The sequence below is a fragment of the Pseudoalteromonas sp. DY56-GL79 genome, assembly GCF_041414765.1.
In the GTDB taxonomy this organism is placed as follows: Bacteria; Pseudomonadota; Gammaproteobacteria; order Enterobacterales; family Alteromonadaceae; genus Pseudoalteromonas; species Pseudoalteromonas piscicida.
The window spans coordinates 243,922-258,939 of the sequence record NZ_JANHZS010000003.1; the positions used below are offsets into that span (position 1 = coordinate 243,922).

General features: G+C 42.6%; 12 protein-coding genes, 1 tRNA gene and 1 pseudogene. 6 read left to right on the forward strand and 8 right to left on the reverse strand.

The genetic code is table 11. From position 1 onward, the window contains the following. Window positions 1-17: 17 nt before the first annotated feature. Window positions 18-1,229, forward strand: coding sequence for an HD-GYP domain-containing protein (locus tag NO992_RS03590; protein WP_349198187.1), 1,212 nt, complete (start codon window positions 18-20; stop codon window positions 1,227-1,229). Between the two features lie 2 nt (window positions 1,230-1,231). Here NO992_RS03590 and NO992_RS03595 read toward each other — a convergent pair whose 3' ends face one another. Together NO992_RS03595 and NO992_RS03600 are read right to left on the reverse strand one after the other, a co-directional pair. Further along, window positions 1,232-2,209 carry a general secretion pathway protein GspB gene (locus NO992_RS03595; RefSeq protein ID WP_371374416.1) on the reverse strand — a complete coding sequence of 326 codons (978 nt, stop codon included), beginning with the start codon at window positions 2,207-2,209 and terminating at the stop codon, window positions 1,232-1,234. An 8-nt stretch (window positions 2,210-2,217) separates the two neighbouring features. Then, window positions 2,218-3,132 carry an ExeA family protein gene (locus tag NO992_RS03600; RefSeq protein ID WP_371374419.1) on the reverse strand — a complete coding sequence of 305 codons (915 nt, stop codon included), beginning with the start codon at window positions 3,130-3,132 and terminating at the stop codon, window positions 2,218-2,220. Window positions 3,133-3,222: 90 nt separating this feature from the next. On the opposite strand from NO992_RS03600, the gene NO992_RS03605 reads away from it, so the two are divergent. From NO992_RS03605 to NO992_RS03615, 3 genes are all read left to right on the forward strand, one after another. Beyond that, window positions 3,223-4,323, forward strand: coding sequence for a tRNA nucleotidyltransferase (locus tag NO992_RS03605; RefSeq protein ID WP_371374422.1), 1,101 nt, complete (start codon window positions 3,223-3,225; stop codon window positions 4,321-4,323). Window positions 4,324-4,787: 464 nt separating this feature from the next. Next, window positions 4,788-7,712, forward strand: coding sequence for a TonB-dependent receptor domain-containing protein (locus tag NO992_RS03610; protein ID WP_371374425.1), 2,925 nt, complete (start codon window positions 4,788-4,790; stop codon window positions 7,710-7,712). A gap of 185 nt (window positions 7,713-7,897) precedes the next feature. After that, window positions 7,898-10,579 carry an ATP-binding protein gene (locus NO992_RS03615; RefSeq protein ID WP_371374428.1) on the forward strand — a complete coding sequence of 894 codons (2,682 nt, stop codon included), beginning with the start codon at window positions 7,898-7,900 and terminating at the stop codon, window positions 10,577-10,579. On the opposite strand, the gene rimI is transcribed toward NO992_RS03615, so the two are convergent. From rimI to NO992_RS03635, 4 genes are all read right to left on the reverse strand, one after another. Continuing rightward, complete coding sequence (gene rimI / locus NO992_RS03620) at window positions 10,571-11,017, reverse strand: ribosomal protein S18-alanine N-acetyltransferase (RefSeq protein WP_253105601.1); 447 nt, start codon at window positions 11,015-11,017, stop codon at window positions 10,571-10,573. The two genes, NO992_RS03615 and rimI, sit on opposite strands and share 9 nt — an antisense overlap. Then, window positions 11,007-11,303, reverse strand: a complete 297-nt coding sequence (locus tag NO992_RS03625; RefSeq protein WP_371374431.1) for a hypothetical protein — start codon at window positions 11,301-11,303, stop codon at window positions 11,007-11,009. The genes rimI and NO992_RS03625 overlap by 11 nt, the downstream gene beginning before the upstream one ends. A gap of 64 nt (window positions 11,304-11,367) precedes the next feature. Further along, window positions 11,368-11,444 (reverse strand) — tRNA-Trp (locus tag NO992_RS03630). Between the two features lie 231 nt (window positions 11,445-11,675). Next, entirely contained in the window at window positions 11,676-11,825 is a 150-nt protein-coding gene (locus tag NO992_RS03635) for a hypothetical protein (RefSeq protein ID WP_371374434.1), read from the reverse strand. A gap of 564 nt (window positions 11,826-12,389) precedes the next feature. On the opposite strand from NO992_RS03635, the gene NO992_RS03640 reads away from it, so the two are divergent. After that, a complete protein-coding gene (locus NO992_RS03640; protein WP_371374438.1) occupies window positions 12,390-12,905 on the forward strand; it encodes a hypothetical protein in 516 nt (171 codons plus the stop codon). 44 nt (window positions 12,906-12,949) lie between these two features. After that, window positions 12,950-13,531, forward strand: coding sequence for an N-carbamoyl-L-amino acid amidohydrolase (locus tag NO992_RS03645; RefSeq protein WP_371374441.1), 582 nt, complete (start codon window positions 12,950-12,952; stop codon window positions 13,529-13,531). A gap of 98 nt (window positions 13,532-13,629) precedes the next feature. Here NO992_RS03645 and NO992_RS03650 read toward each other — a convergent pair. Together NO992_RS03650 and guaA are read right to left on the reverse strand one after the other, a co-directional pair. Then, a pseudogene (locus NO992_RS03650) lies at window positions 13,630-13,926 on the reverse strand (group II intron maturase-specific domain-containing protein); the annotation flags it as partial. Between the two features lie 156 nt (window positions 13,927-14,082). Further along, a partial coding sequence (gene guaA, locus NO992_RS03655; RefSeq protein ID WP_371374444.1) for a glutamine-hydrolyzing GMP synthase occupies window positions 14,083-15,018 on the reverse strand: 936 nt, incomplete at its 5' end.

Sequence of the window (15,018 nt, forward strand, 5' to 3'; positions counted from 1 at the left end):
CAACTTAAGGAATCCTCATGCCAGAGATTAATATTAATATCAGTGATTTAGAGCCAGGTATGTTTGTTGTCGGTGTGACAAAGCAGACAGGCTCAGTTGCGATTAAAACCAAGGGCTGGGTGAGAACGAAAACAAGCATTACAAAGCTACAAAAGAGTGGTGTTTTAGAGGTAACGGTCGATCCCAGTAAGCGCCTTTCAGAACACGACCCTCACGATGAACCTCCTCATGATGAAAATATAGAAGAGCCGCATAAACCAGAGCATGATCCTTGGCAAACCAAGTGTAGTGTTGACGCAGAAATGCAACACGCAGTGACACTTTACGACGAAGCAAAAGCAATTCAAAGCAAAGCGTTTGCGGATATTAAAGCGGGTAAAGCGATAGAAATAGAGGCGTTTAAAGCAACAGCGAGTGGCTTTATTGACTCCGTTTTTCGTAATCAAGATGCGCTTTCCTGCATTGCTCGGATCAGAGAAAAAGACGCCTATTTATTGGAGCACTCTATTAATGTTTCTATCTTAATGGCTATTTTCTGTAAGCACCTTGGCTATTCGAGAGAGTTAACCGAGGAAATGACTACAGGAGCACTACTCCATGACATTGGTAAGATAGAAATTCCCGACGATATTTTACATAAGCCTGGAAAGTTGAGCTTAGATGAATACGGCATTATGAAATCACACGCAAAATATAGCTTTGATATTTTGCTCAATGCGGGTCTTGGACGAGTTGCTTGCGAAATTGCGGGTTATCACCACGAGCGCCTAGATGGCACAGGGTACCCTTATGGCAAAACCGCGGACGAACTACCACAGCATGTGAGAATGGCCGCTATTGTAGATGTGTATGACGCATTGACCGCCGAGCGCGTCTACAAAGAAGGTATGACACCAATTAAAGCCTTTAAGTTAATGCGTGAAGGCTGCCCTCACCATTTTGACGAACAACTACTAAGCCGGTTTATTGCTTGCATTGGCGTATACCCCGTGGGCACCTTAGTAAAGCTCACTAGTGGTAAGGTCGGTGTTATTGCCCAAAGCAATCCCAAAACGCCGCTAAAACCCGTAGTAAAAGTGTTTTATCACGCTAAGCACATGCATTACATTGAAGTTCAGGATATAGATTTAAGCGCGAAAAAAGCAAACGATGAGCTAGAGTCAGCGATCAAGCCTGAAGAATTCAAGCTTGATCTTATTCGGTTTTTTAAACACTCAATGCTGCCTTGATATTAAGGCAGCCAGTCCTCCATTGCCTCGAGGCTGAATTCAATACCATCGAAATCAAAACGTGTTTGCTCTGGTGTAATTTCTACAACGGTCAAAGCACCTAGACTATCCCCCTCATATAAAGGTCTATTGTTTATTTTTATCCACCGCTCATGCGAGTCGGTAGCATAAATATGCGCTTGATAACGTAAGCTTGGAATACTATTTTGCAATTGGGCAGGCAGCAGCGCGATGGGCGTAGCTGAAGCAGAGTCCTTAGTCGTAGAAAGCACCTCAGGCTCTTCATGCGGTGCCGTTTCTTTTACCGCCTCGGCAAAGGCTTTTTTAAGTTCTTCTGATACCCCGGCAAGTTCATCATTTTGTGGTTTTGGCTTAGCGCCAAATACGCGATAACCCGCATATTCACCAGCCATTTGGATCTCTCCGGGAGATGAATCTTGAGTAACCTGATTAGGTTGAATGGCATCAGATGTAGGGGCAGGAACAACAGCTACAGCTTTAACAGAATCTACCGGTACCAATTGTTGTTGATATAAAGGCTTGCCTTGGTTATCAACACCAATTTGCACAGACACCCACTGGAAATGCTGCTCAGGCTCATTAGTTTGCGCCGCTAGATTAGGATTAACAGTGTTGTTTGTCGCTGAAGTAGTCGCTGGTCTACTCACTTCTTGACTAGCAGCATTAGCCTTTTTCACCTGCTGATTATTCTCCACCGCAAGATCTGTAGCAAGCTCAGCTTGCTCTTCTTTTTTCAGCTCCACTTTAGACGTTGCTGCTGGTTGCACTTCCGCAGGGGTCGTTATCTTACCAATATAATAGCCCGCCCCAAGTGAAGACAAAGACAAGAGACCCGCACCGGCATAGGTAACGAGCTTTTTATAGAAAATGAGTTGGGCGTCTTGACGTTGACTCAAATAATCCTGCTCTGCATCTGCGCCTTGTTGCGACTGTTTCATTGCACTTGTTAAATACGACATGTTTCCCTCTACACCAATTTTGCCAAGCCAAAGCCTGCAACAAATAACACACCAAGCCAAGCCGTAAACAATAAAGGCACGCGACTCTTTTCCTGGTTTGCGTCTGGCACTAAATTAGTGGGTAGCGCCTCTTTTGCAGCTTGAACAGCGATTGCTTTCGTTACCTGAGTTTGCGATGCCGAGTAAGCACCTAATAAACATCTGTCGGCCAACAAGTTTATTAATCTTGGGATCCCAGCTGTCACTTGATGTACATAGGCTACCGCATCGTGGTGGAACAACGCTTGCTGACAACCAGCTTTTTGCAGTCGGTGCTGTATATAAGCAAATACTTGCGATTCGCTAAGTGGTAGCAAGTGATAACGTGCAGTGATCCTTTGTGCCAATTGACGTAACTCGTTGCGCTGTAACAAATGCTGTAGCTCGGGCTGACCTACCAATACAATTTGTAGCAATTTTTTATGATCTGTTTCCAGATTAGTCAGCAGCCTAAGCTGTTCAAGTACCTCTGGTGCTAAATGCTGAGCTTCATCAATGATCAACATAGTATGACCACCACTATGATGATTCTCTAATAATCTATGCTTAATCACATCGGTAAGCGATTTTAACGTGGCGTTGTTGCTGTCATAAGTAATCCCCAACTCGTCACAAATCGTCGCAAGTAGTTCAAGCTCTGATAGTGATGGATTAAGTATAAAAGCAACTTTCGTTGATTCAGGTAATTGAGCCAACATGCTGCGTGTTACTGTGGTTTTTCCCGTTCCCACTTCACCTGTCAGTAGCACAAAGCCACCCGCGTCACCCAACCCATAGGTTAAGTGTGCAAGTGCTTCCTTGTGACGTTCGCTAAGGAATAAAAATTCAGGATTTGGAGCAATCGAGAAGGGTTTTTCAGTTAACCCAAAATAGCGTAAATACACGACTTGTCTCTTTATTGTTATGATGCGCTCTATAATGGCAAAATCCGGTTCAAGATAAAACCTCGAATCGCAGAAAATGGAACATAGAAAATGAAAATCTACCTCGTCGGCGGTGCAGTTAGAGACGAACTGCTAGGACGCCCAATAAAAGAAAGAGATTATGTCGTCGTTGGCAGCACACTTGAGCAAATGAGCAAACTGGGTTATCAGCAGGTTGGTAATGATTTTCCCGTGTTTTTACATCCAACGACCAAAGATGAGCACGCACTTGCGCGCACTGAGCGCAAGAGTGGTCAAGGATATACCGGATTTATTTGCGACTTCGGCCCAGAAATCACACTGGAAGAAGATTTACTTCGCCGAGATCTTACCGTTAATGCAATTGCTAAAGATGATGATGGTTCACTTATCGACCCTTATGGCGGTCAAAAAGATTTAGAAAGCAGAATATTACGCCATGTGAGCAGTGCTTTTAGTGAAGATCCACTTAGAGTGTTACGAGTGGCCCGATTTGCAGCTCGTTATACAGAATACAACTTCACCATTGCCGCTGAAACTTGGCAGCTTATGCAAACCATGGTTGCTCACGGTGAATTAAAAACCTTAACCAAAGAGCGTATTTGGCTAGAAATAGAAAAGACAATCCAAGATAGAGGTTTGGGGCACTTTCTACATACCGTTTGGAGGCTCAGTGCGCTTGATGCTGTCACTCCATATATCCCAACATGGGATAAAGTAACCTATGAAAAGTTCCAACATGCACTCTCTAAACTTGAAAAAAATGATGAGTTAGATGGGTTAGCACAATTCAGCCTTGCCTGTTACTTTTCGGGTACTAGCTTGATTCAGTTAGCGCAAGCAAAACAATTCAAAGTACCTAATAGTTACATAGAAAGCAGCAAAGAGCTCATCACAAATCTCGATTTATTGAGCAAGGAAAGTAAAACACCGGAGGATTGGCTTATTATATTACAAAATATTGACGCATGGCGCAGACCTGAGAAATTAGCGCGTTTTTGTTATATTTGTAGCAAGGTAAGTGATAATTTACGCGTGCTTTGTGACAAACTTACACAGAACTTTTTAGCAACTCGCAACATAGACGTACAAGAGATCATTGCAAAAGGCTATCAGGGAAAGGCTATTCAAGAGCAGCTCAAACTCAGACGCCTAAAAGCTATACAGAACTAGCCATCTATCGTGAAAAGATAGGTTGATTTTCAGCCTATCTTTAAAAGTTCCCACAAAAATGAGCTCCACAATATCAAACGCTCATTTTTAACACAGCGAATACTACATAAAAATTACAAATCCAGCTACAAATACGCTCAAAATTACCGCTAAAACTTATACCATTCCTATCAAATATAAAATTATTGTTTTCAAAACAATAACAGCATTTGTAAATACTCACTAACCGTAAATAAAAGATGACACAAAGACTCAACACAACCACATGATTAATAAGAATAAAATCAAAACAGGAACAGCAAAATCACATATTACACCTTTTATAAACATCATACACATTTAGACAAAAGCCATATTTAACAATTGTTTATGGTAAAAACGCTGCACCTATATTGCGATATCTCCTCTTTCAAATGTATGGAAAGAGTTGACCGTCGTTATAAACAAAGTAAATAAGGGTCAAAATGTTGAAGAAGTTAAATCTAGTTACCGCAGGTATCCAAGTTGCTTTAGTGGCTGGTGCCGTAAGTAGTTCAGTAGCTGTTGCAAACGAACAGACAGAAGCAAAATCAGTAGAGCGTATTCAAGTTACAGGTTCTCGAATTAAACGTGCAAACCTAACTTCGCCGACTCCAGTTACCGTTATCGGTGGTGTGGAGCTTGAAAACCAAGGCATCACAAACGTAAATGACCTTTTAGCTGAAATGCCTCAAGCAACAGTTGGCCTATCTCCAGAGAATACTACTAGCTATATCTATGCATCAGGCTTAAATACAACTGACCTACGTGGTTTAGGTTCAGAGCGTACATTGGTACTAGTTAATGGTCGTCGTTTTGTACCAGGCTCTGTTGGTGATACTGCTGTAGATTTAAACAACATCCCTACCTCTATCATTGAGCGCGTAGAAATCGCAACAGGTGGTGCAGCAGCAGTATACGGTGCTGACGCTGTAGCTGGTGTTGTAAACATCATCACGAAAAAGTCATTCGATGGTGTAGAAGTTGATGTGTCTACAGTAAAGCCTGAACAAAGCGGTGGTGAGGAATATTTCTTCTCTATTACAGGTGGCCAAGAACTAGAAAAGCTATCTTTCATTACCTCTTTAAACTACACCAAAAATGAAAGCTACGCGAAACTAGACCGTGACTTCTTCAAGCGCGGCATGAGATCTATCTCTAACCCTGCAAATACAGGTGGTAGTGACGGTATTCCTGCTGATATCGAGTTTAATCACCCAACAGCGCTTGGCTATTACTCAGAGCGTGGTGACTTCTTTGCTTGGACTGGTACAAAGACACGTGAAGCGTTTGAGAACCACCACTTCACTTTCGATGAAGACGGTACAATGCGTCCATTCGATTACGGTCTTGGTCTAATCGATGATCCTAACCCAGCTATTTCAAAGCGTGCTGCTGGCCGTTACACGTATGACGAAGCAAACCCTGGTGATGCTATCTTCAGACACGGTTATAAAGATTATTTCCGCACACCACTTGAGCGAATGATCGGTACTCTTTACGGTACATATGAGCTGAATGATGAACATGCACTAACGTTTGATGCGACTTATTCTAAGACAGAAGCAACAACTGAAAGTAGTCCTGCATTCTTCTCACATACAATCCGTCGCGATAGCGCATTTGTAAATGATGCCATGGGTAAAGTGATGGATGACGCAGGTCTAGGCTCTGTAACACTTTATCAAGCAAATGAAAACTTATGGGGTGACCGTAAGTATAATCAAGAGCGTGAAGTGTTCCGTTCATCAATTGGTGCTGAAGGCATCATCAACGATGACTGGAGCTACAGCACATACTTCCAATTCGGCCGCATCGAACAAGACACGCTGTGGACTGGTGAAGTTTACAAAAACAACCTAGCTAATGCGATTGACTCTGTACTAATCAATGGTCAAGTTGTGTGTGCTACCCGTGATGCTGAGGGTAACGTGACTGGTGCACGTGAAGGTTGTGTACCATTCAACCCAATGGGTGCAACAAGCGCAACTCAGGAACAACTAGGTTATATTTCAACGACTGCAACTCGTTTTGCAAGACACGACCAAGCAGTATTTGGTGCAACGGTTGATGGTGTATTATTCGAATTACCAGCAGGTTACGTAAGTGCAGCGTTTACAGCTGAGCACCGCCGTGAAGTTGCTAAGATCCGTCCATCTGAAAACATGGAGCAGGGCCTTATTAAAGGTAACTCAAGCCTACCTATGGATGGCGAGATCGAAGTTAAAGAATTCTCAGCAGAGGTTTCTGTACCGCTACTGATGGATGAGTTCCTAGCTACTGACCTTACTTTTGAAGGTGCATACCGTTACATGGATTACTCTGTAACAGGTGGTGACGATGCTTGGAAACTAGCACTAAACTGGGGTGTGACTGACGAACTACGTGTACGTGTAAACCGTTCTAAATCGGTACGTGCGCCAAACCTAGGTGACCTGTTTACTCCAAACTCTAAAACTTACAGCTCAGGCCGTGCAGACATTTGTCGCGCAGATTCAATTGCAGAGTTAAGCAGTGACTACAAGTACAGAGATAACATCATCAACAACTGTCAAGCTGCTGGTCTAGCTGCTGGTTGGATGCCTTCTGATGAATGGTTATCTGGTGGTAGTTTACCTGGTTACATTCAAGGTAATACTGAGCTGAAAAACGAAGTATCTAATGACTACACTATCGGTGTAATTTACACGCCAGAGTTTGTTGAAGGCTTGGATCTTACTGTTGATTACTGGTCATTTGAAATTGATGGTGCAATTGAATACTTTGGTCGTGACAGTATTAAGCTTTGTTACGAAGCGTCTTCTTTAGACAACCCTTTCTGTGGTAACTTTGTTCGTAACAAAGATACTGGTGAAATTGAAAACTACTACTCGCGTCCAATTAACGCTGCACAAATCACCAAAAAAGGCATGGACTTTGAATCTGCATACAAATTTGACGCATTAAACGGTGAGTTTGCACTTAAACTAACTGCGACTTATTTGATTGAAGATAACCAAAACTCAACAGGCCGTGCGGAAGACTTCCGTAACTACATGGGTGAAACGGATGACGCACCACGCTGGAAAGGCCGTTTCAGCGCGCTATACACGCATGATGATTCTGCATACGTAGTAACAGTAAACTATCGCCACAGCACTGTTGAAGATAACGAGTGGACACCTGAAGATAACAACTTCAATGAGGTTTCTTCTTATACTACTGTAGATTTCATGTATAAAACGAACTTGGTTGAAGATCTACAACTACGTGTTGGTGTAAATAACGTGTTTGATAGAGAGCCGCCTCGTACACCTTATACATACGATGACGGTGAATTCTTCGATGTTAAAGGTCGTCGTCTATCACTAGGTATGAAGTATAACTTCTAATCTGCTGTAAAATTTCGATCCGAAAGCCTCCTTTTTGGAGGCTTTTTTATTTAGCCCCCCACCTTTTATCGTATTTTCGACGCAATTGGACAAACTTGAGTATTCACCTCTCCCCGCTTATGATTTAATACTCATGTTAATTTTTTTGTCATTAAGATTTCGTGTAGCAAGGCAGCTAGTTATCCATGAAAACAAGCAAGTTAAGTATTCGACTCCTTTGGTATATCACCCCGCTTGTGATATTACCCTTGCTGTTTCTTGGCGGATTTACGCTCACGAATGTAACTAGCTCAACGCAAAAACAAGCCAAGCTCATTGTTAGTCGTTTCGTTGAACAACAACAGCAGAAGATGTTCAATTATATTGAGATTTACCAGTCAACAACAAAACTGCTCTCAACCTCTCCAGTACTTAGTGACTTTCTTAACTCAGCTAACCTTGAAAGGATGGAAAAAACCAAGCGATTAGGTGCACTGATGGATGTATTTGCCAGTTATAGTGAAGCCTACCCAGATATTATCAGCATCAATCTTTTATCTCCCAATGGCAGAAGCTCTGCATTTTATTCCAGTAACTTAGGCGAAGCGCCAAACCTCTACCCTTTCGCCAAACAAATCATGCAAAGTAACTTGCGCCAACATCAATTTATGGTTGCTTCAAGTGCAGGTACACAGCTGTATTTTGTCCAGCAAATCTACAGCGTAGATTACGAGCTCAAGCAACCTAGACAACAAGGTTATATCGTCGTACAAGTCTCTCCTTCTCTTTTAAGTACCAGTATTCTCGAAGCACCTTACGACAATACGCTAAACCTATTAGTGAGCATTGATGGTGAAGTGTTATTCAGCTCAGATACGAACCTCATTGGCCACTACTTAAGCGCCAGTGAAATAGAAGAAATTGGCTATATTGCTGACCTTGGGCAATTAGACTCTACCGTTATTCATAGTATTGATAATGTAGAAAGGATGACCTACAGCGCGCAACTAAGCGGAGGCTACTTTTATATTTCTACGATCCCTAAGTCGCTACTTTACCGCTCAGGTAAAACTATTAGTCTGATCACTGCATTGATCGTTATTCTATCTGTAGTTACTTTGCCCATTTTGATTTTTATCGTGGTCCGCAACCTGTTGCTCAACCCCATTGAATTACTGGGGGAAGCGAGCCATAGAGTCGGAGATGGTGACCTAATGGTGGCGCTACCGGAGCATAACAGTGACGAAGTTGGCATCCTTTTCCGAGATTTCAACCATATGATCGGCCAAATTCGTACCTTTCAGCGAGAGCTTGAGGATTACAAAGAGCACTTGGAAGAAAAAGTTGAAGATAGAACCAAAGAATTAGAAGAGACCAATAGCAAGCTAGAAGTTGCTATTGTAGAAGCCGAGCAAGCAAACCAGCTTAAAAGCCGCTTTTTAGCTAACATGAGTCATGAGATACGTACCCCGCTGACCGCTATCATGGGGTTTACCGAGCAGCTTATACAGCATCCTAATTCTCCGACCTCAAAACAGCACCTAGACACCATTTTAAGAAACTCTAAACACCTTTTAGAGCTTATCAATAATATCTTAGACCTTTCTAAAATTGAGGCTGAAAAGCTGGATGTGGAAGAATCAGAGGTCTTGGTAATGCCACTCATCAATGATATTGAATCCATCATTGAACCGATGACGAATGAAAAACTACTGAACTTTTCCACTGAATTTATTCTACCCTTGCCTGACAAGCTTTACACCGACATTACTCGCTTAAAACAAATCTTGCTTAACATCGCAACAAACGCGGTGAAATTTACTGAATACGGTGGCGTTCATTTAAAGGTGGAATTTAAACCAGAATCTGAAAAGTTTATCTTTAGCATCAAAGACACCGGAATTGGCATGTCACAAAATGAGCTAGAGCGTGCATTTAAGCCTTTTGAGCAAGCCGACACAACAACAACTCGACGCTTCGGTGGCACAGGGCTTGGCCTTTGTATTTCAAAGAATTTAGCACAACTGCTTGGCGGTGACGTGCATGTTCAAAGCCAACAAGGCACAGGAAGCTTATTTTCTGTTGAGGTCTCAGGTAATTTCAAAGAGCGCTCGTACTCTTGGCTAAACGCACTTGAGCGACCAAGACAACCGGATAACAGTAAAACCCATATTGCGGCGGTAAAAGAGCTTGATGCCAAAGTGCTTGTTGCGGAAGACAACCCCGATAACCAAGAGCTTATTACGCTGCTACTGTCTAACTGGGGCATAGTTCCTGATATTGCTAATAACGGTGCTGAAGCGGTTGAGATGGCGCTGGTTGAAGACTATCAACTGATCTTAATGGATATGCAAATGCCTGTCATGGGTGGTGAAGAAGCAACGCAAATGCTCAGACATGCCGCCTATGATGGACCAATCATCGCGCTTACCGCCAACGTAATGAAACACGACATAGACAACCATATTAAAGCAGGGTGTGATGCTACTCTTGGCAAGCCGATAGATAAAGAATTGCTAGGTAAATTGCTACTAGAGTACCTTGAACTTCAAAATGACAAGTCCTCTTCATGGGATGCCTTGTTACAAACCGAGAAGTTCTTACAAATAAGTCGTAATTATGTCGAAAAGCTACCGTCACAGCTAGTTGAGCTGCAAAAGCTTTACGATAAACAAGAATGGGAATCTTTAAGGGCACTGGCACATAGTATCAAAGGCAGCGCGGGTTGCTTTGGCTTTATGAATATTCATGAAGCCGCAGGGGAACTAGAAACCAGTTTGCAAAAAACACAAAACAGTAACCGCCATTACTATTTGCTTAAGCTCACTGAGGCTATGCGCTATACCCTATCAATAGACCAGCCAACGGATCATAGTCACTTAGGCTAATGGTAAAGCCATGAGCATTGCATCTTCACGACCATGAGTGCTCGGGTAGTAGTTTTTTCTCAAGCCCATTTCGACAAAGCCATAGCGATGATATAACGCGATTGCCGTAGTGTTTGACGCTCTTACCTCAAGAAAGATATTTTCTGCCTGCAAGCTCTCCGCTTGCGCTAACAAATCTTCCATGAGTGGCTTCGCGTAGCCCTTACCTTGATAATTAGGACGAATACAAATATCCATCAAGGTTAAGTCTGGGCCCGCACGCTCTGCAACGTAGAAGCCTACCAGCGTATTACCATCGACAATAGCCGTATTAAAGTAACGACCGTGAAGGCAAGACTGCATAGTTTTTTCACTCCAAGGAAAAGCATGACAGGCTTGTTCTACTTGCATAATCTCATTAAGTGGAAACTGCAGTAAACCACCTTGCTTAACTTGCATCTTGTTGACTCCAGATTAATTGCCACAACGCACGCTTTTGAGCCGTACTTAGTTGTGCACTTGGCAAACTCAATTGGTTATCCTGAAGTGCAATCGTGTTGCCCATGACAACCTCAATTTTTCTACCCGTCACCAATTCAAAGTCCTGCAACAAAACAGCCGGTAAAGCTATTTGCTGAAGCTCATTTGCAGCAGTAGTAACAACAGCGTTAGGGTCAAGATGTGCAAATGTAGAATTTAGCTTTAGCGGTACAATATCAAGAATATCTGCGTAAATCGGATTCATGGCTAAGCAGCTTAATTTTTTAAGGGAGTTTACTTTGAAAAAATGCGAAGTGCAAAATAAGAAGTGGCAGGGGCGGCAGGACTCGAACCCGCAACCATCGGTTTTGGAGACCGCTGTTCTACCAATTGGAACTACGCCCCTGCAATGTCGACGCATTATAAAGCGCTTTTTTGAAAGGTAAAGTGAAAAAATCACTTTTTTGATTCAACTGCTTCTAAAACAAGCAAAATGGCGAATATTTATCATATTCGCCCTTTTCTTAAGCCGAGTGCTAACTCATTTTAGAGTCATTATTCCCACTTGAAGATCAACAGAAGAAAATATATCTACATAGCAGCTAGTTAGAAAGCTAGCTGTTCTCGATACCATCACCTATACCATGCGCAGAACTTTTTGATTTTTTATTACTCGTCGGCGCTTTAGTTCAGCTTTGGCCCAAGCAGAGGACTCTGCCATATCACGACGAAGCTCTTGTATCTCTTCGGTAGTAAACATTCTCGGACCCGAGGTAATTCTATCCATCTTGTGCCTCCAATCTGTCGCAGCACATTTTAAAACGCATTAAAGCATAAGTGGAGAAGCTAACTAAAGACAGAAAACGTGACACTGATACCGCGTTGGCCTTGTCAGCATTGTAAGGTAGGTATCTTGTGGCTAATTGGCGTATTCAAGTTAGATGCAACAATGATCAAAGTAGACCGAACGAGTTAGCAGCTAGTTAGCTGCTCAAAATCAATTAGTTAACCTGCTTAATTGCTCAAGCTAGCGGCCTCTGTATACGTAAAAAATATAATTGCTTATTAAGGCAAATTTAGGTGTAATGAATACATAATGAGCGCTGAGCAATGCAGGGAAAGCTTACATAACACTAGCTAAACTGATTACACTAGCTAGGAGAGTGAGAGCCTCCAAAAAGCCTATTTCTTCTAAGTAAGCCATAGCATAAACAACTCCAACTCAGACACATCGAGCGGATAGCGGCTTAGTCCAACAAGCGATTATGCAACACAAACTGCATGTCGCATAAATACTAAAATGTTATGTTTTTAATCAAGCTTCGAGTTTATACAAATAGGTAAGTTGATTTTGTCAGTTGTTAACCTCTCATGGAATAAAAAGGTTTCTCTTACCTCAGATTCTCTAAAGGGCTTTAAAGAGTTAAAAGGAGACTTGTGGGAGTTTCTAGTTAAGGATACAAAAAATAATTACAGAGTATTTCGTAGTTTTTTCGACAACAAGTATTACATTTATGAGTTGAACGAACCTGAGGGTGAGTTTTTGATAGCCAAGCTTCAATGCAATGGCGACTTTGAAACATACTTAAATAAAAAGGCGATTAAAGATTTTGTATGGTTTGGTAGCCAATATAGCAATTTAGTCGAAGGTAAGTTGAAAATAGATAGCTTCAATAAAATTTATTTGGATGATGAATTGGTTGCCGCTATAGGTGAAGAAAATAGAATTAATTGGCTTTGTAAATTCATTTTACAAGGTGGCAAAAATCGCTACCGAAAATGGAGTGGAATTAAATACAATTCCTTTAAGATTAATGAGGGGTTAGCCATATCGCTAGCAGTATCATCTATGGTAAATTTGGACTAAAAAACATAACAAACGCTTTAACCAATGGACGCTAAACAGCAGGCTTGCGCTCCTTCGTCGTTAACTTTAGCCTGCTATTTTTGCGCCGGTTCAGCGAGGCGTTAGGGCTCACAACAGGACAAGTCATGATTGAGAAACAATCTCCTTACCTTGCTCATCAACATAGGCTTGCTGATGTAATCGCTGCAATCCAGGTAATGGGTACATATAGGTCTTCGGGACGCAAGGTAGAGTCATGGGCTAATTTGCTCGGCGAAAAGCCAAAGAGCGCGAATGACTGGCAATCCATTTTTAATGAGCATCCCGAATTTTTTCGGGCCGGTATAGGCGATGACGATTTTCAGTCACTAGTCGTTCGGCGCGCTCAACCTAGAGTCTATAACACACAGACTGAAGAAGTAATTACGGTAGAGCAATTTAGGGCATTGCCGAAAGACAATAGGTCTCATATCTCCCGTTTGCCTCTGTCCTCGGAACAAATCCTTGCATTAATAGATGTAGCAGTGAAGCTACAAACTCAAGCAGTTGTTCGTCGTAAGGAGCTTCGATGGTGGGTGCCGGTGGTCATCGGCGTGTTGTCCTCATTGGTTGGTGTATTTGTCGGAGCGGCAATTAAAGGTGGGTAGCGCTAAGTCACGCCCTAATTGGGTAGCCGAGGGTATCTAGCCCTCAGCCTCCACAACACCCTGCATGCGGGTCCGCACAGGGCGTTTCATCTAACAGATTACCCGTTTGGGTAATGCACTTTTATCCATCCGTCTTTGAGTGAATATAGTCCCTCGTTTTTCAGATAATTTAAGCTTAAAGCTTGTTGAATACCGGGTGTTTTGGAACTACACCAAGGCCCTTTACTTGTGATGCCACAGGCAACGGCTGCTTGCACATGAACTCCACGCTTCATCAGGTTCCTCACTTTAGTTCTCGGTTTTCGCCATTGTCGCCAGTAACACATCCTGATCCTGCGCCTTATCCATTGGTCTAGGTCAACACATTGCTGGTATGCGTTTGCAATACCAAAGAATAGCAGGCCAGCATCACTATAAACATCACTGCGAAGAAACCAAATACCTCCGCAAGGTTTTTAGGAAAGTAAAAATTCATAAAAAAGGCCAGTCAGAAATACTGACTGGCCTTTTCTTAATCTAACGAAAGCTAGGTTAGGTTTTTACAATCAAGCTTATTCCCACTCGATTGTCGCTGGCGGCTTACCTGATACATCGTAAACCACGCGAGAAATACCATCGATTTCATTGATGATACGATTTGAAACGTGGCCTAGTAGCTCGTATGGTAAGTGTGACCAACGTGCCGTCATAAAGTCGATAGTTTCAACACAACGTAGTGAGATCACCCAATCGTATTTACGTGCATCGCCCATCACGCCAACAGAGCGTACCGGTAGGAACACGGCGAATGCTTGAGATACTTTGTGGTATAGATCCGCTTTATGTAGCTCTTCAATGAAGATAGCGTCAGCACGGCGCAGTAGGTCACAGTATTCTTTCTTGATTTCACCAAGTACACGAACACCTAGACCTGGACCTGGGAACGGGTGACGATAAAGCATGTCATACGGTAGGCCAAGCTCTAGACCAATCTTGCGAACTTCGTCTTTAAATAGTTCACGCAGTGGCTCAACCAGACCAAGCTCCATATCTTCAGGTAATCCACCCACATTGTGGTGAGATTTGATCACATGCGCTTTACCTGTTTTAGATGCTGCCGATTCGATAACATCAGGGTAAATTGTACCCTGCGCTAGCCATTTCGCGTTTACGCGCTGGCTGGCTTGCTCATCGAATACTTCAATAAAGGTGTGACCAATTGCTTTACGTTTGTCTTCTGGGTCATTTAAGCCGTTAAGCGCGTTAAGGAAACGCTCTTCAGCTTCTACTTTGATGATGTTCAGACCAAACTTATCACCGAACATATCCATTACTTGCTGGCCTTCGTTCAAGCGCAGCAGGCCGTTATCAACAAATACACAGGTTAGCTTGTCGCCAATCGCACGGTGAATAAGCATTGCAACCACTGATGAATCAACACCACCAGATAAACCAAGGATAACTTCGTCATCCCCTACTTTCTCTTTGATACGCTCAATTGCATCTTC